Source organism: Streptomyces sp. NBRC 110028 (assembly GCF_001417735.1).
In the GTDB taxonomy this organism is placed as follows: Bacteria; Actinomycetota; Actinomycetes; order Streptomycetales; family Streptomycetaceae; genus Streptomyces.
The window spans coordinates 434,897-455,926 of sequence record NZ_BBUZ01000023.1 but is presented as its reverse complement, the minus strand read 5'-3'; the positions used below and the strand labels follow the sequence as shown (position 1 = coordinate 455,926).

Below are 21,030 nucleotides of genomic sequence, written 5' to 3'. Positions count from 1 at the left end.
CTGCCGTGACCGGCCTCTGACGTTTTCAGCGGCTCACATCGTGGCACGGCCTGGGTCCGTGGTGGCTTCCCCGACCGGATGTCGAGAGATGTCGGTCCGGTAACGGAGCCGGAAGCGGCCTTGTCCACCCTTGACACCCTTCCAGGTCGAGAGCCACGCTGCGTAAAGTGGTCTAAACCATTAAACCTCTCATTCGGCGATGTGGGGAGTAGGCGGCCGTGAAGTGTGCGCGCGTGGCGGCGACGGGTGTCGCGGCGCCGCCGGTGTCGGTCGCCTCGCCCCGGGCGCGGTGAAGGGAAGATCCACGTCCATGACGACCCTCGCGCGCGAACCGGCCACCCTCACCCGGGACGCCCTCACCGTCCTCCAGCCCGGCTTCACCGGCACCTCCGCCCCCGACTGGCTGCTGCGCCGGCTCGGCGAGGGGCTGGCCTGCGTCGGGCTGTTCGGCCGCAACATCGCCTCGCCCGAACAGCTCGCCGCGCTCACCGCCCGGCTGCGCGCCGAACGCGACGACGTGCTGGTGGCGATCGACGAGGAGGGCGGCGACGTCACCCGTCTGGAGGTACGCGGCGGTTCCTCCTTCCCCGGCAATCTGGCCCTCGGCGTGGTCGACGACACCGGGCTGACCCACGCCGTCGCCCGGGAACTCGGCCGCCGGCTCGCCGCCTGCGGCGTCAACCTCAACTGGGCGCCGTCCGCCGACGTCAACTCCAACCCGGACAATCCGGTGATCGGCGTCCGCTCCTTCGGCGCCTCGCCCCCGCTCGTCGCCCGGCACACCGCCGCCTGGATCGAGGGGCTGCAGGGCGCCGGGGTCGCCGCCTGCGCCAAGCACTTCCCCGGGCACGGCGACACCGCCGTCGACTCCCACCACGCCCTGCCGCGGATCGACGCCGGCCCCGACACCCTGGCCGTCCGCGAACTGGTGCCCTTCCGGGCGGCCGTCGCCGCCGGCACCAAGGCCGTGATGAGCGCGCACATCCTGCTGCCCGCCCTCGACCCGGCCCGGCCCGCCACCCTCAGCCGCGCCGCCCTGCACGGGCTGCTGCGCGCCCCGGCCGACGAGGGCGGGCTCGGCTTCGACGGCCTGATCGTCACCGACGGCATCGAGATGCGGGCCGTCGCCGACGCGTACGGCATCGAGCGGGGCAGCGTGCTGGCGATCGCCGCCGGTGCCGACGCGATCTGCGTCGGCGGCGGCCTGGCCGACGAGGACACCGTGCTGCGGCTGCGCGACGCGCTGGTCGCGGCCGTGACGGACGGACGGCTCGCCGAGGAGCGGCTGGCCGAGGCCGCGGCGCGGGTCCGGGCCCTGGGGGAGTGGGCGAAGTCCGCCGGAGGGCCGGACGCGGCGCGGCGGATCGCGCCCGCCCCGGAGGCGGGGCTCACCGCCGCCCGCCGCGCCCTGCGGATCACCCCGGCGGAGGACGCGTACGTGCCGCCGACCGGGCCCGTCCTCGTCGCCGCCCTCACCCCGGTGGCCGGCATCGCCGTCGGCGACGAGACCCCCTGGGGCGTCGCCGCCGAGCTGATCCGGCTGCTCCCCGGCACCACGACCACCGCCTACGGCCCCGAGGACGTCGCCGGCCGGGGGGCGGCCGCCGTGGTCGCACAGATGCTCGACGCCGCGGCGGACCGTAGGATCGTCGCTGTGGTACGCGACGTCCACCGCCACGGCTGGATGGCGGGCGTCCTGGACACCCTGCTCGCCGCCCGGCCGGACACGGTCGTCGTGGAGATGGGGGTGCCCCAGGCACCGCCCCGCGGGGCTCCGCACATCGCGACCCACGGCGCCGCCCGGGTCTGCGGGCGGGCGGCCGCGGAAGTCATCACCGGCGTCACGACCCGCGTCACCACCGGCAACGAGGCCGGGCACTGACATCCCACGCACCACCGGCACAGCCCACTGGAGGCACCCAGTATGTCCGCCACGACGACGGCCCCGAACAGCGATCAGCCGGGCCGGATCATGTCCGGCGAGATGAACGAGCAGCCCGCGGTGTTGCGCCGCATTCTCGACCAGGGCGCTCCGAAGATCCGCGAGACCGCCGAGCGGATCGCCGCGCGCGCACCGCGCTTCGTCCTGCTCACCGCCCGGGGCACCTCGGACAACGCGGCGCTGTACGCGAAGTACCTGCTGGAAGTGCTGCTGGGCAAGCCCTGCGGCCTGACCTCCATGTCCACCACCACCGCGTACGGCGCGCGGCAGGACCTCACCGACGTACTGGTGATCACCGTCAGTCAGTCCGGCGGCTCCCCCGACCTGGTCGCCTCCACCGAGGCCGCCCGCGCGGCCGGGGCGATCACCCTGGCCGTGACCAACAACGCGGACTCCCCGCTGGCCGGGGCCGCCGAATTCCACATCGACGTGCTGGCCGGGCCGGAGAAGGCGCTGCCCGCCACCAAGACCTACACCGCCGAACTCCTCGCCCTCTATCTCTTCGTCGAGGGGCTGCGCGGCGGCGACGGCGCGGCCGCCAAGGTGCTGCCCGACCTCGCCCAGCAGATCCTGGACCGCCAGGACGAGGTGAGGCAGCTCGCGGGCCGCTACCGGTTCGCCGATCGGATGGTCCTCACCTCCCGGGGCTACGGCTACCCCACCGCCAAGGAAGCGGCCCTGAAGCTCATGGAGACCAGCTACATCCCGGCCCTGTCCTACTCCGGCGCCGACCTGCTGCACGGCCCGCTCGCCATGGTCGACAACATCTCGCCGGTGATCGCGATCGTCACCGAGGGCAAGGGAGGCCAGGCGCTGCAGCCGGTCCTGGAGCGGCTGCGCGGGCGTGGCGCGGATCTCGTGGTGATCGGCAGCCAGGCCGAGGTGGACCGGGCGTCCGCCGGTTTCCCCCTGCCCACCGAGGGCGTCGCCGAGGAGGTCCAGCCGATCCTGGAGATCCTGCCGCTGCAGATGCTGGCGTACGAGGTGACCATCGCCCGGGGACAGGACCCGGACGCGCCGCGCGCGCTGGCGAAGGTCACCGAGACGCGCTGAGGCTTCAGGGGCGGGCCCACAAAAACACCCGCGGGCCGCGGCGCCGGGGCGGGACCCTCAACCCACCCGGCACCGCAGCCCGGAGCTCGTCGGCCGAGCAGCCGACCTCAAGAGGCGTACGGAGCGGTCAGGGCAGAGCGCGCCGTGTGCCTCCGATCCGCCCTCCTGTGCGGGGAGAGCGGAAGATCGCATCGATGGCCATTCTGGACTAGACCAGTATCGTCTGTCCACGCTTGTGTGCGAATAGGGTCATCCCTTGTCCGGGTAGGCTCGCCATGTGCCCTCCATGAACGATCTCGTACACCAGCACACCGCCCTCGACGAATCCGATCTCGAGTGGCTCCACCTGCTGGTATCGGAGTGGCAACTGCTCTCCGACCTCTCCTTCGCCGATCTCGTCCTGTGGGTGCCCACCAGCGATGGCACCCGCTATGTCTCGGTCGCGCAGATGCGGCCCAACACCGGGCCCACCTCCTATCAGGACGACATGGTCGGCCATCTCGTTCCCCGTGGCCGCCGTCCCATGCTCGATGCCGCGCACGATGAGGGACGGATCGTCCGCGAGGGCGATCCCGAGTGGCGCGAAGAGGTCCCGGTCCGGGTGGAGTCCATCCCGGTCCGCCGGGAGAGCCGGGTCCTCGGCGTCATCGCCCGCAACACCAATCTGCTGACCGTGCGGACCCCCAGCCGACTGGAGCTGACCTATCTCCAGAGCGCGTCCGACCTGGCCCAGATGATCGCCGCCGGAGCGTTTCCCTTCCCCGGCCAGCAGGTCGACATGGACGCCTCACCGCGCGTCGGCGACGGGCTGATCCGGCTCGACGCGGACGGCGTGGTCCAGTACGCCAGCCCCAACGCCCTCTCCGCCTACCACCGGCTCGGACTCGCCGCCGACCTCGTCGGACACCACCTGGGCGAGACCACCGCCGAACTGGCCCCCGCGCGCGGTCCGGTGGACGAGGCGCTGGTCAAGCTCGCCAGCGGCTGGGCGCCCCGCGAGTTCGAGGTCGAAAGCGGCGAGAACGGCGTCATCCAGCTGCGGTCCATCCCGCTCAAGCCCAAGGGTGTGCACATCGGCTCGCTCGTCCTGCTGCGGGACGTCACCGAGCTGCGCCGCCGCGAGCGGGAGCTGATCACCAAGGACGCCACCATCCGGGAGATCCACCACCGGGTGAAGAACAACCTGCAGACCGTGGCCGCGCTGCTGCGGCTGCAGGCCCGCCGCATGGACTCCGCCCAGGGGCGGGAGGCGCTCAACGAGGCGGTGCGCCGGGTCGGTTCGATCGCGATCGTCCACGAGACCCTGTCCCAGACGCTCGACGAGCGGGTCGAGTTCGACGACATAGCCGACCGGGTGCTGGCCATGGTGGCCGAGATATCGCCCGGCAAGGTCACCGGCCGCCGCACCGGACGCTTCGGGATCCTCGACGCCGAGGTGGCCACCCCGCTGTCCATGGTCCTCACCGAGGTGCTGCAGAACGCGCTGGAGCACGGCTTCGGGCCGGGGGAGCAGGGCACGGTCGAGGTCTCGGCGGTGCGCGGCGGCACCGGCGAGGAGAGCCGGCTGATGGTGATCATCCAGGACGACGGGCGCGGGCTGCCCGAGGGGTTCGACCCCCAGCGCGCCGGAAACCTCGGCCTCCAGATCGTCCGCACCCTGGTGGAGGGCGAACTCGGCGGCACCTTCGACATGGTGCCGGCTCCGGAGCGCGGCACACGTGTGGTCCTCGACATACCGGTGCGTGCCGAGAAGACTTGAGCATCTTCACGGCCCCTTCACGGGGCCTGTCGCCGGGGACGGGCGGCCGGGCAACGCACTGAGCCCCGGACCAGGATGGTCCGGGGCTCAAAAGCTCACGTTGCTGTGCGCATCGGGGCTACTGCGCGCTGCGGCTCGGGGGCCACGGGGTGTCTCAGGGTCAGGCGCTGGCGTTCCGCGCCCGGTTCCGAGCGGCACGGCGCTTCATGGCGCGGCGCTCGTCCTCGCTGAGTCCACCCCAGACGCCGGAGTCCTGGCCGGACTCAAGCGCCCACTGCAGGCACTGCTCCATGACGGGGCAGCGGCGGCAGACGGCCTTGGCTTCCTCGATCTGCAGCAGCGCAGGACCGGTGTTGCCGATGGGGAAGAACAGCTCGGGGTCTTCCTCGCGGCAAACGGCGTTGTGACGCCAGTCCATGGCTGCTCCATCTCCTCGTATTGCGGGCTTGTTGCTTGTGAATGTGAACGCTTTCACGAATCCCTCGACAAGGACAGGGACGCCGCCAGTTTGGGCGCTGGTGCGTTCCCGTGGATTTGAGGAGGGGGTTCGGGCTCTCAAGGGGGCCTTCTGTGGGGCCGTCCCGATCGCCAAGAAGAGATTCGCAAACCTCGGCGGCGGATACAACCCCTTCCGGAAAGTTTTTTTTGATTCCTTGGTGTCGGCTGTATCACAGCCGTACTTCCCGGGGGTGGATCCCAGCCTAAACGTTCGACTACAAGGACTTTATGGGGTCTGACTCACACAATCACACGCAGTGCACGGCGTACGCCTGTGAACGTCACGCTCGTACGCAGTCCTAGGTGGTCTCCGTCCATCTGGAACGGCAGTGGCGCCTGGGATTGCAAGGTGAAGTCCGTCAGATCGTGGAGCCCCACCACATGCTTGCCGTGGGGCCCGCGCTCGGGCGTCGACGTCAGCAGCTGGGTCGCGTAGCGGGTCATCGCCGGAGCCGACAGTTTGGCGAGTCCCAGCACGTCGAGGGCGGTGTCGAAGGACGCGCGGGGCGCCGCGTAGACCGGGCGGTTGCCCAGAAAGGTCCACGGGGAGGTGTTGCAGACGATGGACAGCGCCAGCTCCCGGATCGGGTCCTGGCCGGGCCGTCCGAGAGTGATGGTGCCCTGCCGCCGGTTCGGCTCCCCGAAGAACTGGCGCATCACCTGCCGTATGTACAGCGCGTGGGTCGACCGCTTGCCGCGTTCGCGCTGCTGCTCGACCCGGCCGATCACGCTCGCGTCGAAGCCGAAGCCCGCGCAGAAGGTGAACCAGCGGGCGGGCACCGACTCGTCAGCGGTACCCGGGGTGCCGGCCGCGAGACCGAGGCCCACCGTGCGCTCGGTGCCGTCGCGCAGCGCGTCCAGCAGGGCGCCGGTCGCCTCGACGGCGTCGTTGGGCAGGCCGAGGGCGCGGGCGAACACATTGGTCGAGCCGCCGGGGACCACCGCGAGGCGCGGCAACTCGCCCGGGGCGGGACCGTCGTGCAGCAGCCCGTTGACGACCTCGTTGACCGTGCCGTCGCCGCCCAGCGCCACGACCAGCTCATGGGTGCCGCTGTCGACCGCGCGACGGGCCAGGTCGCGTGCGTGCCCCCGGTACTCCGTGGTCGCCACGTCGAGCTTCAGATCACTGGCGAGCGCGTGGATCAGGACGTCGCGGGTGCGGGCACTGGTGGTGGTTGCTGCCGGATTGACCACGAGGAGTGCGCGCATGGGCGCCAGCCTACCGACCCGTCGGGCCGTTCCCCGAACCCCGGGGCCGCCCGCCGGGGGCCAACGGCGGCTACGCTGCTGGGGTGAGCAGGAAGAAGCCCGCCCCCGCCAAGACGGCCACCAAGACCGCCCGGCCCTCCGCGAAGGCCGCCGACGCCGCCGAGCCCGCCGAGGCCGGTGCCGCGCCCGCGGGGCCCCGGCCGGTCCGGCTGACCGTGGCCGCGGCGCTCGCCGGTGTCGAGGGCCTGGTGCTCGTGGGCTTCGGTGTCTATGTCCTGATCATGGGCCTGGCCGGGAACCCGGAGAGCCCGGAGCAGGCGGAGACGCTCGGGATCACCGTGCTCGCCCTGGCCCTGCTGCCGCTGCTGGCGGCCCGCGGGCTGTGGCTGCGCCGCCGCTGGAGCCGCGGCCCCGCGATGATCACCCAGCTGATGGCGCTGCCGGTGGCCTGGACACTGGTGCAGAACGGTGGCGGGCTGATCGCCATCGGTGTGCTGACCGCCGTCGCGGCCGTCACCGTCCTGGGGCTGCTCATCAACCCGACCGCGACCGAGGCGCTGGGCATCGGCCCGCGCGACGCCTAGGAACTTCCCGCTCAGGGAGTGCCCGGGGCTCGCCCCGGGCACCGCTCGCTACTCCTCCACCAGCAGCCTGTCCCGCAGCTGGGCGAGGGTGCGCGCCAGCAGCCGTGAGACGTGCATCTGGGAGATGCCGACCTCCTGCGCGATCTGCGACTGCGTCATGTTCCCGAAGAACCGCAGCAGCAGGATCTTCTTCTCGCGCGGCGGCAGATCCTCCAGCAGCGGCTTGAGGGATTCGCGGTACTCGACGCCCTCCAGTGCCTCGTCCTCCGCGCCGAGGGTGTCCGCCACCGCCGGGGACTCGTCGTCCGTGTCCGGTACGTCCAGCGACAGCGTGCTGTACGCGTTGGCGGACTCCAGGCCCTCCAGCACCTCTTCCTCGGAGATGGCCAGGTGCTCGGCCAGCTCGTGGACGGTCGGGGCGCGCCCGTGCCGCTGGGACAGCTCGGCGGTGGCGGTGGTCAGCGAGAGCCGCAGCTCCTGGAGCCGGCGGGGCACCCGCACTGCCCAGCCCTTGTCGCGGAAGTGCCGCTTGATCTCGCCGACGACCGTGGGGGTCGCGTAGGTCGAGAACTCCACACCGCGGTCCGGGTCGAACCGGTCCACGGACTTGATCAGTCCGATGGTGGCCACCTGGGTCAGGTCGTCCAGCGGCTCGCCGCGGTTGCGGAAGCGCCGGGCCAGGTGCTCGACCAGGGGCAGGTGCATGCGCACGAGGTTGTTGCGCAGCTCGGCCCGCTCCGTGGAGCCCTCGGGAAGCCCCCGCAGCTCGACGAACATCGCCCGCGCGCCACTCCGGTCGTGCGGATCGTGCTGCTGATGCACCTGCTCCTGCTCGTGCTGATCCATGTGGTCCGCCCGCTCTGGTCGGTCTCCTGCCGCCTCCGAGTCCGCGGGATGCGGTCGGGCCGGCGGGTGCGGGATGGCCGGGGTGCGTACTCCCCGCGATGATGCAGTGCTCACGGAGCCCCCTTTTCCGTCACGGCTGTCCGGGGCCGGCGCCGCGCTCCTTGTACAGGCTGATGCTGACCGTGCGGTCCTCGGCGACGGTCGAATCCACCTTGCCCGCCAGTGCGGAGAGCACCGTCCAGGCGAAGGTGTCGCGCTCGGGAGCGCGGCCATCGGTGGTCGGAGCCGCCACGGTCACCTGCAGTGCGTCGTCGATCAATCGGAAGACGCAGCTCAGCACACTGCCGGGGACGGCTTGCTGCAGCAGGATCGCGCAGGCCTCATCGACCGCGATGCGCAGATCCTCGATTTCGTCGAGGGTGAAGTCCAAGCGGGCTGCCAGGCCGGCGGTCGCCGTACGCAGCACCGACAGATAGGCCCCCGCAGCGGGCAGCCGGACTTCCACGAAGTCCTGGGTCCCGGGCTCGCCTGCGATCTGGGACACCCTCACCTCCAAGGTGACACAAGCTGTTTGAGCTGAGCTGATTGGAGCGTCGGCCATATGCCCTTATGGTGGAGGGATAACGGACCGGCGCTATGTGCGGTTCGGCTGCGACGCTATCGCGATCTGCCACTCGGTGTCGCCCGGACGAAGCACGGCCCCCGTCACGGGTGAACTCCCGAGATGAACATTCCCGATATCACTCATAGTAAGCATATGAGTACGCAGCGTGGCTAGGGGTCTGCGGTCTCAATTCGAAAGAGATGTCGCCTCACTCAACGAACCGCTGGTCGAAGCTATGCCCGGAGCCTGGGCGGCCAGCGCCCGCAGCGGCTCTCCCGACAGCCTTCGCACGGTCCACTCGTCCATCGGCTCCGCGCCGAGGGACGCGTAGAAGCCGATCGCCGGTTCGTTCCAGTCCAGCACCGACCATTCGAAGCGGGCGTATCCCCGCTCCACGCAGATCCGTGCCAGCTCGGCCAGCAGCGCCTTGCCGTGGCCGCCACCGCGGGCTCGCGGTGTGACGTACAGATCCTCCAGATACACCCCGTGGGTGCCCGTCCAGGTGGAGAAGTTACGGAACCACAGGGCGAACCCGACCGGCCCGGCCGCCCCGTCGCCGATCTCCTCGGCGATCAGCGCGAACACCGCCGGATGCTCCCCGAAGAGCGCCGCGCGCAGCTGCTCCTCGGTGGCCTTGGCCTCCTGCGGTGCCCGCTCGTACGCGGCCAGCTCGCGGATCATCGCGAGGATGGCCGGGACGTCGGACGGCTTGGCTGATCGGATCATGTGGTGAAGGCTAGCTCGCCGCGCCGACAACGCGGTGGCGGATTCCTCCGCGCATCGGTCCCCGGCGCGCCCGTCCGCCCCGCCCCGGGGGCCGGGGTCGGTTAGACAATCAGCAGGTCCACGTAGCACCAGCGCCAGTCCTCGCCCGGTTCGAAGCTGCGCATCACGGCATGCCCGGTCTCCTCGAAGTGCCGTGTGGAGTGTCGATAGGTCGATGAATCGCAGCACCCTACATGGCCGCACTCCAGACAAATCCGCAGCTGCACGGGATGACTGCCGAGCGCCAGGCACTCGCGGCAGGTGTTCGCCTGTGGCTCCGGTTCGGGGCGCGGCAGGGCAGGAACATGTGGGCACTCCTTCATGATTGCCAGACTAAATGCTGACGGGCTGATGAAACGGGACGGGACGGGGCATGGATGTCACTCCACTGTTGATGCTGGTCGCGGGCAGTGCGGCGGTCGCGGGCGCGGCCCGGCGCACCCCCGTGCCCCCGCCGCTGCTGCTGGTCGCGGCCGGGCTGGCGGTCTCGTATCTGCCGGGGGTGCCGGACTACACCCTGGAGCCGGAGATCGTGCTCCCCCTGGTGCTGCCCCCGCTGCTGCACACCGCCGCGCTCGACAGCTCCTATCTGGACCTGCGCGCCAATCTGCGGCCGGTGGCGCTGCTGTCGTTCGGCTATGTGCTGTTCGCCACCCTCGCCGTCGGCTGGATCGCCCATCTGCTGGTGCCCGATCTGCCGCTGACCGCCGCCCTGGTGCTGGGCGCGGTGATCGCCCCGCCGGACGCGGTGGCGGCCACCGCCATCGCCCGCCGGGTCGGGCTGCCCTCCCGGCTGACGACCGTCCTGCGGGGCGAGTCCCTGGTCAACGACGCGACCGCGATCACCGCCTACCGGGTGGCGCTCGCCGCCGCGGTGGGCGAGGGCGCCACCTGGAGCCATGCCGCCGGGGAGTTCCTGCTCGCCGCGGTGGGCGGCGTCGGCGTCGGCCTGGTCCTCATGGTGCCGCTGCACTGGCTGCGCACCCGGCTGCGCGATCCGCTGCTGCAGAACACCCTCTCGCTGCTGATCCCCTACACCGCCTACGCGGCCGCCGAACAGGTCGAGGCGTCGGGCGTGCTGGCGGTCGTGGTGGTCGCGCTCTACCTCGGGCACCGCTCCTGGCAGGTCGACTTCGCGACCCGGCTCCAGGAGGCGGCCGTCTGGAAGATGATCGCCTTCATCCTGGAGTCGGCCGTGTTCGCGCTGATCGGGCTGCAACTGCGGTTCGTGGTGGGCGGCCTGGGGGAGTACGGGGCGGGCGAGGCGGCCTGGTACGCGGCCGCCGTCTTCCTGGCCGTGGTGGCCGTACGGTTCGTCTGGGTCTTCCCGGCGACCTTCGTACCGCGCGCGCTCTCCCGCAAGATCCGGGAGCGGGAGCCCGGCACCGACTGGCGGGCGCCGGTCATCATCGGCTGGGCCGGGATGCGCGGAGTGGTGTCCCTGGCCATCGCCTTCTCGATCCCGGAGACCGTGCACGGCGGAGGCGCCTTCCCCGCCCGCACCCTGATCCTCTTCCTGGCCTTCACCACCGTCATCGGGACCCTGGTCCTCCAAGGGCTCACCCTGCCCGCCCTCATCCGCGCGCTGGGCGTGCCGGGGCCCGATCTCCAGGCCGAGACGCTCGCCGAGGCGCAGGCGCAGGCCCAGGCGTCCCGGGCCGCCGAGGACCGGCTGGACGAACTCCTCGCCGACGAGCGCAACACACTGCCGCCACCTCTGGCCGACCGGCTGCGCAACGTGCTGGAGCGGCGCCGCAACGCGGTGTGGGAACGGCTGGGCACGGTCAACGAGGTGACGGGCGAGTCGGCGGACGACACCTACCGCAGGCTGGCGCGCGAGGTGATCGGCAGCGAGCGCGCGGTGTTCGTGAAGCTGCGGGACGCGCGCCGGATCGACGACGAGATGCTGCGTACGCTGCTGCGCCGACTGGACCTCGAGGAGGCGGCGGCCTACCGGGAGGAGACCGCCGAAGGCGGGCCCTGACCGCCTCCGGCCGGGGCCCGCCGCTCCCAAGGGGCTCTTACGTCAGCAGCTCACGGATGCGGGCGCGCATCGAGGCCATCGTGAACCCCCGGGGGTCGATCTTGCCCGGCTGCCATTCGAGATGGCCGATCACCGACCGCTCGGTCCAGCCGTGGCGGCGGCAGACCGCGGCCGCCGCCCGGGCGATCGCGTCCAGCTGGACCTCGGGCCACGGGTCCTCGCCGTCACCGAGGTTTTCGCATTCGAAGCCGTAGAACGCGCGATTGCCGTCCGTGTTGGCCTCGTTGTCGGGCGGGAGCGCCTTTTCGGCGATCACCGCGCGCAGGACGTCGTCGTCGCCGAGCCCCGCGTGGTTGGCGCGGCCGTAGCCGACGAGATGCACTCCGCCGTCCTTGGCGATCACGCCGTGGCACAGCGGGCCGGGCAGCGCCTCGTCGCCGTCGCGGCAGATCTCGACGGTGAGGTCGGTGCCGGAGGTAACGGTGTGGTGGATCATCACACCGTGCACCGGGCCCCACGGCCCCTTGTGGTTGCGGTTGTGGTTCCGCCAGTCGCCGACCTGCACCACGCGCAGGCCCTCGTTCTCCAGTGCCGCCAGGAAGTCCCCCGCGGACATGGGTGAGGCCATGACCGCCTCCGTTCCGATCGTGCGGCGGCCGCCGGTCGCGACCCGCCTGTATCACCGTATGCTTACCCAAAAACACGGTTGGTCATCGACTCCTGGTGGAGGGGCGGTTGAGAGCGCTCGTTATGGTGCGTCTGATCCGCCCGACGACGCGCAGGAGAACCACAGCACCATGCACTACCAGGACGTACTCGACGAGGTCGCGGCCCAGGTGGCGCCCCACATCGGCCGGGGGCAGGTGGCCCAGTACATCCCCGCGCTCGCGGCGGTGGACCCGGACCGCTTCGGCATCGCCCTCGCGGACGTCGACGGCAACGTCACCGGTGTCGGCGACTGGCGGCGGCCCTTCTCCGTGCAGTCCATCTCCAAGGCGTTCGGCCTCGCGCTCGTCCTCGCGCAGGACGGGGAGAAGCTGTGGCGGCGGGTCGGCCGGGAGCCCTCGGGCAACCCCTTCAACTCCCTGGTGCAGCTGGAACACGAGAACGGCATCCCGCGCAATCCGTTCATCAACGCCGGCGCGCTGGTCGTCACCGACCGGCTGCACAGCCTCACCGGCGACGCCAGCACCACCATGCTCGACTTCCTGCGCGCCGAGAGCGGCAACCCCGATCTGTCCTTCGACCCGGTCGTCGCCGAGTCCGAGTCCGGCCACGGCGACCGCAACGCCGCCCTCGCCCACTTCATGGCGAGCTACGGCAACCTCGACAACCCCGTGCCGACCGTCCTGGAGCACTACTTCTGGCAGTGCTCGATCGAGATGAGCTGCCGCGACCTGGCCCTCGCGGGCGGTTTCCTGGCCCGTCACGGACTGCGGGCGGACGGCTCCCGGCTGCTGTCGCGGCGCGAGGCGAAGCGGGTCAACGCGGTCATGCTCACCTGTGGGACGTACGACGCGGCGGGCGACTTCGCCTACCGTGTCGGGCTGCCCGGCAAGAGCGGTGTGGGCGGCGGGATCATCGCCGTGATCCCGGGGCGGTGCACGCTGTGCGTATGGAGTCCCGGGCTGGACGCCCGCGGCAACTCGGTGGCCGGGGTGGCGGCGCTGGACCACTTCACCACGGTGACCGGGTGGTCGGTCTTCTAGCCCGGCTTCCCCGACGGCTTCCCGGGCCCCAGGGTGGCGCCGCGCCCGTGGCGGCGGGAGCATGGTGGTGTCAGCGGGAGGTGTGGCGCCATGCAGCACGAGATGCGCGCGGAGTACGAGGAAGGCAGCTCCGGGCGGGTGGCGGGTGCGCCGGTCAAGATCTGGCACATGGTCCGGGGCAACGGCACGACCGCGATGTGCGGCCGTGAGCTGGCCCCGGATGCCGAGACGCAGGCGGCGGACCTGTGGGCCTCGGGCGACTCCGGGCCCTTCTGCCACTCCTGTGGTGCGATGTATCTGCGCGAGGTCCCTTGAGCGAGAGCGGCGGCGGGAGCGACTACCGGGAGCGGGCGTCGCGGCTGGGCGGCGGCGCGGTGGTGTGGTCCCGCACCCTGGGGGCCGGGCCGCAGCGGGTGCTGCCCGACGGCTGTACGGACCTGATCTGGATCGGCGGCCGGCTGCTGGTCGCCGGGCCCGACACCCGGGCCCATCTGGCCGGTGGGCCCGCGGGAACGCGGGCCGTGGGGCTGCGTTTCGCCCCGGGCACGGGCCCCTCGGTGCTGGGTTCCCCCGCCTGTGAACTGCGTGACCAGCGGGTGCCGTTGGCCGCGCTCTGGCCGGAGGCCGAGGTGCGCCGGCTGAGGGAGCGGGCCTGCGAGGGGCGAGTGGGGCGGGTGCTGGAGGCCGTGGCGCTGGACCGGCTGCGGGACGCGGAGCCCGTCGATCCGGTGCTGGGCGAGGTCGTGGCGGGGCTCTCGGGCGGGCGGAGCGTGGCCGAGGTGGCCCGCGTGGTGGGCCTGGGCGCCCGGCAGCTGCACCGGCGGTCGCTGGCGGCCTTCGGGTACGGGCCCAAGACGCTGGGGCGGGTGCTGCGGCTGAACCGGGCCCTGGAGCTGGCGCGCGGCGGGATGCCGTTCGCCGAGGTGGCGGCGGTGGCCGGGTACGCGGACCAGGCGCATCTGGCGCGCGAGGTGCGGGGGCTGGCGGGCGTACCGCTGGGCGGGCTGCTGGGGTAGGGGGTGTCTTGTCGATCAGGCCGGTTCAGGGAGCGGGGCCCGGGGCGTGCGATCGCAAGGCGGAGGAGGAGAGCGCGGCGGCGCTGCGTGCGACGACGACAACGCGGCGAGCGTGTGTGCCGGACCCCGCGAGCCCGGCATGATCGACAAGACACCCCTGGCCCGCCGGTGTCCTCGCGCGGTGCCGTCAGCCGGGCAGCGGGGCGAACAAGTCGACCTGGTTGCCGTCAGGGTCCAGGACGGTCGCGTAGCGCTGGCCCCAGAAGGCGTCCCAGGGCTCCTTGGAGCCTGTCACGCCCGCCTCCGTGAGCTTCGCGTACGTGGCGTCCACCCCGGCCGGGCCGTCGCACAGGAAGGCCAGCGCCATCCGTCCCGGCCCGCTGGGCTGCGGGGTCTCGGCCGCGTCCCACATCAGGCGCAGCCCGCCCGGCAGGGTGGCCTCGGCATGCGGCTGGGTCTCGGCGCCGGCGGGGATGTCCAGGCCGAGCAGGCGGTAGAAGGCGAGGGAGGCGGCCATGTCCGCGACGGCCAGGCCGAGCGCGTCGAATCGTGGTGTCATACGGGCAGCGTAGGCAGCACGCGACCGGCCGGTCTTGAACGAATCGGACACCGGGAGCCCCTCTACGGGCAGTGGATGACCTGGCCGCCGTAACTCAGGTTGCCGCCGAAGCCGAACAGCAGCACCGGGCTCCCGGAGGGGATCTCGCCGCGTTCGACCAGCTTGGACAGGGCGAGCGGAATGCTGGCCGCCGAGGTGTTCCCGGAGTCCACGACATCGCGCGCGATCACCGCGTTGACCGCGCCGATCTTGCGGGCGACCGGTTCGATGATCCGCAGGTTGGCCTGGTGGAGCACGACCCCGGCCAGGTCCGCCGGTTCGATCCCGGCCCGGGCGCACACCGCGCGGGCGATGGGCGGCAGTTGGGTGGTGGCCCAGCGGTAGACGGACTGGCCCTCCTGCGCGAAGCGCGGCGGGGTGCCCTCGATACGGACGGCGTTGCCCATCTCGGGCACCGAACCCCACACCACCGGACCGATGCCCGGCTCCTCGGCCGCCGTCACCACGGCCGCGCCCGCGCCGTCGCCCAGCAGGACGCAGGAGGAGCGGTCGGTCCAGTCGGCGGCCTCGGTGAACTTGTCTGCGCCGATGACCAGCACGGAGGTGGCCGATCCGGCCCGTATCGCGTGGTCGGCGGTGGCCAGGGCGTGGGTGAACCCGGCGCACACCACGTTGATGTCCATGACGGCGGGATGGGCCAGGCCCAGCCGGGCGGCGACCCGGGCGGCCATGTTGGGGCTGCGGTCGATCGCGGTGGACGTGGCGACCAGCACCATGTCGATGTCGGTGGTGGCGAGGCCGCTGTGGGCGAGGGCCTTGGCGGCGGCCGCCGCCGCCATCTCGTCCACCGTCTCGTCGGGGCGTGCCACATGGCGGGTGCGGATCCCGACCCGGGCGCGGATCCACTCGTCGCTGGTGTCGACCATGGTGGCGAGGTCGTCGTTGGTGAGCACCTTCGCGGGCTGGTAGTGGCCGAGCGCCCGTACGCGTGATCCGGTCATCCGTCCAGTCTTGGGGCACACGGGACGGTCCGGTGCGCGGGCAGGTGACAACGTATTGCCCGCAGATCTGGAGCTTTCGGCCTTCCCAGCCGTCGGTGGCGGCTCCTCGCGAGGGCCGCCACCGCGCTCAGGACCGCCCCGGCCAGGACAGCCGGCCGTCGTAGTCCGGGAGCTTGAAGGTCTTCTCGGCGTGGCCGCCGGTCAGGTCGGTGGCGGTGTTGCCGACGTTGGCGATGATCGTGTAGCCCTTCTTCTCGATCTCCGCGCGCTTGGCCGTCTCGTCCAGCGAGGTGTTGTCGATGTCGAGGACGATGGCCTGCTTCTGGCCCCCGGGGTTCTGGGTGCGCTGCTCGACGTAGGGCCGGGCCTGGGGGGTGCCGAATGGCATGTTCACGCTCAACAAGGGGGGGCATGAGAAGACCGCTGCGTTTACTGATGAGTAACGATTGGCGCGGAGTGGCCCCTCCTGATGCCACATAGGCCAACGACACGTGCCGTGCCGTTCTTTGACTGGTCAGCTGATAGATGGGTATGTCATGTACTGAAGGGCCGGCCTGGACCCCGGCGGTGCACGCACCCCGCCCGGACGTCGTGTCACCCCCAGAGCTCCGGTGTCGCGCGCCTCCACCCTGCCGAGGAGGCTTGCATGTTCGATGATCGGCCCGCCTTCGGTGTCCGTGTACAGGTGCTGGGCGGTGTCACGGTCGCCGAGGTCGCGGGAGAGCTGGACATCTTCGCCGCGGGACGGATCTCCGCACGGCTCGAACCCCTGGCCCGTACGGGATGCCCGGATCTGGTGCTGGATCTGCGGCACGTCACTTTCCTGGACTGCGCCGGGGTGTCGTTACTGTGCCGCCTGCGCAATCGTGTGCTGGAGCGGGAGGGCCGGCTGCGGCTGGTCATCGTCGATCCGCGGTTCCTGCGGCTGCTGCGGATGGTCCGGCTGGAGGACGCCTTCGAGGTGCTGGAGGATCTGGCACCGGCGGTCGCGGGCGCGGGGAACGCGGCGGCCGGGGGGAGTGGCGACACCCTTGCCTGAGACGCGTACGTGCCTGAGGCGCGTATGACGTGCGGATACGGCCTGTAGCGCAGCTGATCAGGCGTCAATAGGAAGAAAAGAATTTCACTCGAACGAGGGTTTTTTGCTGGGGGAATGCCGCGTCCCTCTCTCTGTAACCGACGGTCACCCCCTTACGCTCGCCTGCACGTCACCCAGGGCCCGGCGGATCCGCACCCGACGCTCCACTCTGCCCGCTTCCGGGAGTCCGAGGACGGTGAAAGGGGGCAGTGTGCCGTTCCGAGGGGAATTCGTGATGTCGCAGCAAGGCGCTCCCCGTGGCGCACCCGTGCCCCAGGGGACGTCGGACGCGACGCCGGGCGAAGCGCCGGTTTCCGGCGCGGCCGCCGGTGACTTACGCCTGCCGGGCCACCCGGCCCCGCCCCCGTACGCCCGCACGTCCCGGGTCGGCGGCCACATCGTGGTGGCCCTGCACGGCGAGATCGACATCGCCGGGCTCGGATGCGTCGGCCCGGCGCTGGACGCCGCCACGGGTGCCGGGACGCCCGAGGTGGTGGTGGATTTACGGCCCACGACCTTCTTCGACTGCTCCGGTCTGGGGCTGCTGTGCCGCGCCCAGCGGCGGGTCGCCGACCGCGGCGGACGGCTGCGGCTGGTGTGCGACGACCCCCTGATCCTGCGCACCCTGCGGGTGGGCGGGCTGCTCGACGCGCTCGGTGCGGTGGCCACGCTGGAGGAGGCGGTCGGCGAGGAGTGACGCGCCGGGCGTGCCGGCCGGGGAGTGGCGGGTCAGACGCGCGGCGGCGCCACCCGGTGGCCGCGGTGGGGCCGCCCGCGGCCCCAGCCGTGGCGACGGGAGCGGTGGCGGTGGCGGGCCGGGACCTCGCTGTGGCGCTCGGCCGCGATCTTGTTGCCGTTCTGGGCGTTGAGTCGGTGGATCACCAGCACACCCACGGCGATCATCGCCAGGATCACGGCCACGGTGACGATGGTCTCCATGGTGTTCACTCCCTGGGGCCGGCCCCGGCCTGGAGGAATTTCCGGCCGAAATGCGCGAAACCTTGGTGAATACACCGTACCTCCGCCCGTGAGCGGGAGCGCCCCGCGTGCGGCGCTTTCGGGTGGGGCCTTTCGGGGAAACACCGGCCGCCCGCACCGGCGTCGGGGGTCCGGGTGCGGGCGGCGTGCCCTGATCAGTGGTTCAGGGGCTCATGGGTGGTCCGCTGTGCTCAGTGGGCCTTGGCGAGGTCCTTCTTCTGCAGGGCGGCAAGGCCGTTGGCCCACAACTGGTTCACGCGGCTGATCTCGGCCGCGTTCGGCTGCGAGTTCTTGCAGGACGTGCCCGGGCCGCCACCGGACATCAGCTCGCTGCACGGGCCCGAGTAGTGGTCCGGCAGACCGAGTACATGGCCGGTCTCGTGTGCGACGATCCGCGTCTGGTCGTACTGCTGGCTCTGTGCGTAGTCGATGAAGACGTAGCCGCGGCCGTGTCCGTCGGTGCTCGCGTACGAACCGTTGGAGCTGTTGCCCTCGCGGTAGGTGAAGTCCGGGCTGCTGCCTTCCCGCAGCTTCACGTTGCTCACCGCGGCGTTCCATATCTGGGTGCTTCTCGCTATCACCGACTTGTAGGTCGGCGCCGAGCTCGCGCTGTACGTGACGGTGACCGCGGCGGTGGCGCTGGGCGCCTTCGCCCGCTTGGCCAGCGCCGACTTCATCACGGCCTTGATGAAGGCGTCGGTGTCGGCCTTGTCCTCGGCGCCGGGGACATACCCGGCGGAGGTGGCGGTCGTGGTGGTCGTGGTGTGGCCGGGCGTGGCCGCCGACGCGGGCACGGCGGCGAGGCTCGCCGCCAGACCGAGGCCGAGGGTCGCGGACAGCGCCAACTTGGGAAGTGCCATGTGGGGGGCTCCTCATCGTCCTCGGGCCCCGGCCGCCGTGTGGGACGCGGCGGTGGGAGCCCTGGGATGAACTCTTGGTGCCGCAGAGTCTTGAGGAGAACCGGCGCGGCGCGGAGATGCCAACCGGCGATAGTGCCATGGCATATCCCGCCGCCGGCCGGGCCGATCCCCGGGTATCCTTGCCGGCTCGCCGACTCGCCCCACAGAAAGGGGAATTGGCGCGGTTTCAGTGTCTGGTGTGACGCGCGAGGGCGCCGTTATGCTCCCGCCGTGGAGCTCGAGGTGAGGCACCTTCGTGCACTGTGCGCCATCGCCGACACCGGCAGCCTACGGAAGGCGGCGCGCCAACTGGGCATGACCCAGCCCTCTTTGACGACACAGCTCCGGCGCATCGAGAACACCATCGGTGGCCGGCTGTTCTCGCGGGAGGTCACCGGCAGCCGCCCCACCCCGCTCGGCCGGTCCCTGCTCAACCGGGCCCGGCCCATCGTGGCCGAGATGAACACCCTGGTCAGCGAGGTCCGGCTGGAGGTGGGGCAGACCGCGGGCGAGTGTCTGCGCATCGGCAGCACCGGCAGCGGGGCCGTGGTCGGCTGGCTGCGCAGGCTCCGGGCCCGCTTCCCGGACGCCGACACCACCATCCACATCGACGTGTCGGCGAACGCGCTGCTGGAGTTGGTCGCCGAGCAGCAGCTCGACGCCGCGTTCGTCCACGAGGTCGAGGGCGCCCCGCTGCGGGTCCCCGACAGCGTGCGGCGGCGGGTGCTGCTGGCCCGCGAGCCGCAGTTCGTGGCCCTCGCCGAGACGCATCCGGCCGCCGCCGCACCGGTGGTGCGGCTCACGGACCTCGCCGGCGACCAGTGGATGGTCGACCCGACGGGCGACGGCGAAGGGCCCGGGCTGCGCCGGGTCCTCAGCGCCGCCGGGCTCAACCCCCGGGTGGTGTACGGGGACTATCTGACCGCCAGCCATCTGGTCGCCTCCGGTGAGGTCGTCGCCCCCTGCCAGCCCACGGCCCGGTCGCGTGCGGGCATGGCGGTGCGGCCGCTGCACGGGGATCCGCTGGGGGTCGGGCTGTACCTGGCCTCGCGCGTGCCGGACGCGGGCGACCGGGCCGGCTCCGCCGACGTCGACGCGCTCTTCGCCGACCTGGAGAACGCGTACCTGGAGATCGCCTGGGCGAGCGACGCCTACCGCCAGTGGCTGCTGCGCAACGACAGCCCGCTGGTGCGGATCCGCGACGCCCGTCCGCCGGTGCCGCTGGCCGACATCGGCCTCGCGGGCCCGTCGGACGGTGCTTGAGGTCTCGCCGCCTCAGTCGTCGATGGCCTGGTAGGCCAGCGTCCAGAAGTCGAGATAGACCGGGGAGAACACCGGGAACTGCGAGCGCTGGGTCAGCAGGACCGCCACCATCCGCTCCGCCGGGTCCGAGGCCCATGAGGTGCCGAGCCCGCCGTCCCAGCCGAACCGCCCCGGCACCGCCGCGACGCCGTCCCGCCCGGTGACCACCGAAACCCCGAACCCCCAGCCCAGGTTGTCCCACGCGCCGGGGAGCAGCCCGGACACCGCCTTCTGGGCGGGCGTCAGCTGGTCCGTCGTCATCAGCTCCACCGACGGCCGGGACAGGATGCGCTCGCCGTCGCCGAACCGCCCCCGGTCCAGCATCATCCGGCCGAACGCCAGATAGTCGTCGACCGTGGAGACCAGACCCCCGCCGCCGTCCGGGAACGCGGGCGGCGCGGCCCACCGGCTGTCCTCGACCCCGTCGTACCGCTCCAGCTTCCCCGTCCCGGGGTCGACGACGTACGAGGTGGCCAGCCGGCCGAGCTTCTCCGGCGGTACGTGGAAACCGGTGTCCGCCATGCCCAGCGGTTCGAAGATCCGCTCCCGCAGAAACTCCTCCAGCGGGCGGCCGGTGGCCCGCGCCAGAGCCACGCCCAGCACCTGGGAGCCGGTGTGGTACATCCACTTCTCGCCCGGCTGGTGCATCAGCGGCAGCGTGCCCAGGCGGCGCATCCACTCATCGGGGTCCGGCGCCGCGGCGGGGTCCGGCATCCCCACCCCGACCCCCAGCTCCTGGGCGGCACGAGCCACCGGATACGTGTCCTCCCGCGGGCCCGTCAGCATGCCGAAGCCGAGCCGGAAGGTCAGCAGATCGCGCAGGGTGATCGGGCGGATCGCCGGAACGGTGTCCTCCAGCGGCCCGTCGATCCGGCGCAGCACACGGCGGCCGGCCAGCTCGGGCAGCAGCCGGTCCACCGGTTCGTCCAGCCGCAGCACACACTCCTCGACCAGGATCATCGCCGCGGCCGCGACGACCGGCTTCGTCATCGAGGCGATCCGGAAGATCGTGTCCCGGCGCATCGGGTCCTCGGTGCCGGCCGCCTTCGTACCGATCACCTCGACATGCGTCTCACCCCGCCTGCTGAGCGCCATGACGAGCCCGGGTGCCTCGCCCTTTTCCACATGGCCGGCCATGACGTCCCGCATCCGGTCCAGCCGTGCGGTCGAGAATCCTCCGGCGCGCATACGCGTCCCCCTTCGTCCGGTGCGAGCTGCCCGTGAAGCCTCCCACGGGGTACTGA

23 protein-coding genes and 1 pseudogene are annotated in these 21,030 nt (G+C 71.7%); 11 read left to right on the top strand and 13 right to left on the bottom strand.

The annotated features are described in order from the left end of the window. Positions 1–310 precede the first annotated feature (310 nt). The 3 genes from ASC60_RS07125 (at position 311) to ASC60_RS07115 (ending at position 4,754) form a co-directional block, all read left to right on the top strand. A complete protein-coding gene (locus ASC60_RS07125; protein WP_055547925.1) occupies positions 311–1,882 on the top strand; it encodes a glycoside hydrolase family 3 protein in 1,572 nt (523 codons plus the stop codon). 42 nt (positions 1,883–1,924) lie between these two features. Then, on the top strand, positions 1,925–2,995 hold the full coding sequence (locus ASC60_RS07120) for an SIS domain-containing protein (RefSeq protein ID WP_055547923.1): 1,071 nt from the start codon (positions 1,925–1,927) through the stop codon (positions 2,993–2,995). A 286-nt stretch (positions 2,996–3,281) separates the two neighbouring features. Further along, positions 3,282–4,754: a sensor histidine kinase gene (locus tag ASC60_RS07115; RefSeq protein ID WP_055547922.1), complete on the top strand. Its 1,473-nt coding sequence runs from the start codon at positions 3,282–3,284 to the stop codon at positions 4,752–4,754. A gap of 160 nt (positions 4,755–4,914) precedes the next feature. Here the strand turns inward: ASC60_RS07115 and ASC60_RS07110 are convergent, their stop codons facing one another. Together ASC60_RS07110 and ASC60_RS07105 are read right to left on the bottom strand one after the other, a co-directional pair. Then, on the bottom strand, positions 4,915–5,172 hold the full coding sequence (locus ASC60_RS07110; protein WP_003953983.1) for a WhiB family transcriptional regulator: 258 nt from the start codon (positions 5,170–5,172) through the stop codon (positions 4,915–4,917). 320 nt (positions 5,173–5,492) lie between these two features. Next, a complete protein-coding gene (locus ASC60_RS07105) occupies positions 5,493–6,461 on the bottom strand; it encodes a diacylglycerol kinase family protein (RefSeq protein WP_055547920.1) in 969 nt (322 codons plus the stop codon). Positions 6,462–6,544: 83 nt separating this feature from the next. On the opposite strand from ASC60_RS07105, the gene ASC60_RS07100 reads away from it, so the two are divergent. Then, on the top strand, positions 6,545–7,045 hold the full coding sequence (locus ASC60_RS07100) for a hypothetical protein (RefSeq protein ID WP_055547918.1): 501 nt from the start codon (positions 6,545–6,547) through the stop codon (positions 7,043–7,045). 48 nt (positions 7,046–7,093) lie between these two features. Here ASC60_RS07100 and ASC60_RS07095 read toward each other — a convergent pair whose 3' ends face one another. The 4 genes from ASC60_RS07095 to ASC60_RS38870 all read right to left on the bottom strand — a co-directional run bounded on the left by ASC60_RS07095 (position 7,094) and on the right by ASC60_RS38870 (position 9,583). Beyond that, positions 7,094–8,005: an RNA polymerase sigma factor SigF gene (locus ASC60_RS07095; RefSeq protein WP_063787081.1), complete on the bottom strand. Its 912-nt coding sequence runs from the start codon at positions 8,003–8,005 to the stop codon at positions 7,094–7,096. A 16-nt stretch (positions 8,006–8,021) separates the two neighbouring features. Next, positions 8,022–8,435 (bottom strand): anti-sigma regulatory factor, encoded by a 414-nt coding sequence (locus tag ASC60_RS07090; protein ID WP_009715155.1) that lies wholly within the window; start codon positions 8,433–8,435, stop codon positions 8,022–8,024. Positions 8,436–8,681: 246 nt separating this feature from the next. After that, positions 8,682–9,221, bottom strand: a complete 540-nt coding sequence (locus ASC60_RS07085; protein WP_055547916.1) for a GNAT family N-acetyltransferase — start codon at positions 9,219–9,221, stop codon at positions 8,682–8,684. 101 nt (positions 9,222–9,322) lie between these two features. After that, positions 9,323–9,583, bottom strand: a complete 261-nt coding sequence (locus tag ASC60_RS38870; RefSeq protein WP_079038236.1) for a UBP-type zinc finger domain-containing protein — start codon at positions 9,581–9,583, stop codon at positions 9,323–9,325. Between the two features lie 50 nt (positions 9,584–9,633). Between ASC60_RS38870 and ASC60_RS07080 the strand changes: the two genes are divergently transcribed. Next, entirely contained in the window at positions 9,634–11,244 is a 1,611-nt protein-coding gene (locus tag ASC60_RS07080) for a Na+/H+ antiporter (RefSeq protein ID WP_055547915.1), read from the top strand. A gap of 37 nt (positions 11,245–11,281) precedes the next feature. On the opposite strand, the gene ASC60_RS07075 is transcribed toward ASC60_RS07080, so the two are convergent. Continuing rightward, positions 11,282–11,872 (bottom strand): N-acetylmuramoyl-L-alanine amidase, encoded by a 591-nt coding sequence (locus ASC60_RS07075; RefSeq protein WP_079038235.1) that lies wholly within the window; start codon positions 11,870–11,872, stop codon positions 11,282–11,284. Between the two features lie 169 nt (positions 11,873–12,041). Between ASC60_RS07075 and ASC60_RS07070 the strand changes: the two genes are divergently transcribed. From ASC60_RS07070 to ASC60_RS07060, 3 genes are all read left to right on the top strand, one after another. Further along, positions 12,042–12,953 (top strand): glutaminase, encoded by a 912-nt coding sequence (locus ASC60_RS07070; protein WP_055547914.1) that lies wholly within the window; start codon positions 12,042–12,044, stop codon positions 12,951–12,953. Between the two features lie 90 nt (positions 12,954–13,043). Continuing rightward, positions 13,044–13,268: a hypothetical protein gene (locus ASC60_RS07065; RefSeq protein WP_055547913.1), complete on the top strand. Its 225-nt coding sequence runs from the start codon at positions 13,044–13,046 to the stop codon at positions 13,266–13,268. Then, positions 13,265–13,969 carry a helix-turn-helix domain-containing protein gene (locus tag ASC60_RS07060; protein ID WP_055547912.1) on the top strand — a complete coding sequence of 235 codons (705 nt, stop codon included), beginning with the start codon at positions 13,265–13,267 and terminating at the stop codon, positions 13,967–13,969. The genes ASC60_RS07065 and ASC60_RS07060 overlap by 4 nt, the downstream gene beginning before the upstream one ends. A gap of 187 nt (positions 13,970–14,156) precedes the next feature. Here ASC60_RS07060 and ASC60_RS07055 read toward each other — a convergent pair whose 3' ends face one another. The 3 genes and pseudogenes from ASC60_RS07055 to ASC60_RS07045 form a co-directional block, all read right to left on the bottom strand. Next, positions 14,157–14,528, bottom strand: a complete 372-nt coding sequence (locus ASC60_RS07055; RefSeq protein WP_055547911.1) for a VOC family protein — start codon at positions 14,526–14,528, stop codon at positions 14,157–14,159. A 62-nt stretch (positions 14,529–14,590) separates the two neighbouring features. Continuing rightward, positions 14,591–15,529 (bottom strand): beta-ketoacyl-ACP synthase III, encoded by a 939-nt coding sequence (locus tag ASC60_RS07050; protein ID WP_055547910.1) that lies wholly within the window; start codon positions 15,527–15,529, stop codon positions 14,591–14,593. A gap of 127 nt (positions 15,530–15,656) precedes the next feature. Then, positions 15,657–15,899, bottom strand: a pseudogene (locus tag ASC60_RS07045) (HAD family acid phosphatase); the annotation flags it as partial. A gap of 276 nt (positions 15,900–16,175) precedes the next feature. Between ASC60_RS07045 and ASC60_RS07040 the strand changes: the two are divergent. Then, positions 16,176–16,568, top strand: a complete 393-nt coding sequence (locus ASC60_RS07040) for an STAS domain-containing protein (RefSeq protein WP_055547908.1) — start codon at positions 16,176–16,178, stop codon at positions 16,566–16,568. A gap of 274 nt (positions 16,569–16,842) precedes the next feature. Further along, complete coding sequence (locus ASC60_RS07035; RefSeq protein ID WP_234356832.1) at positions 16,843–17,304, top strand: STAS domain-containing protein; 462 nt, start codon at positions 16,843–16,845, stop codon at positions 17,302–17,304. Between the two features lie 32 nt (positions 17,305–17,336). On the opposite strand, the gene ASC60_RS07030 is transcribed toward ASC60_RS07035, so the two are convergent. Together ASC60_RS07030 and snpA are read right to left on the bottom strand one after the other, a co-directional pair. Further along, positions 17,337–17,546, bottom strand: a complete 210-nt coding sequence (locus ASC60_RS07030) for a hypothetical protein (protein ID WP_055548733.1) — start codon at positions 17,544–17,546, stop codon at positions 17,337–17,339. 230 nt (positions 17,547–17,776) lie between these two features. Beyond that, positions 17,777–18,445 (bottom strand): snapalysin, encoded by a 669-nt coding sequence (gene snpA, locus ASC60_RS07025; protein ID WP_055547906.1) that lies wholly within the window; start codon positions 18,443–18,445, stop codon positions 17,777–17,779. A gap of 270 nt (positions 18,446–18,715) precedes the next feature. Here snpA and ASC60_RS07020 point away from each other — a divergent pair, with 270 nt between their 5' ends. Next, the gene (locus ASC60_RS07020) at positions 18,716–19,747 is read left to right on the top strand and encodes a LysR family transcriptional regulator (RefSeq protein ID WP_079038233.1); all 1,032 of its coding nucleotides are present in this window, start codon (positions 18,716–18,718) and stop codon (positions 19,745–19,747) included. 12 nt (positions 19,748–19,759) lie between these two features. Here ASC60_RS07020 and ASC60_RS07015 read toward each other — a convergent pair whose 3' ends face one another. Then, on the bottom strand, positions 19,760–20,974 hold the full coding sequence (locus tag ASC60_RS07015; protein ID WP_055547904.1) for a serine hydrolase: 1,215 nt from the start codon (positions 20,972–20,974) through the stop codon (positions 19,760–19,762). Positions 20,975–21,030 lie beyond the last annotated feature (56 nt).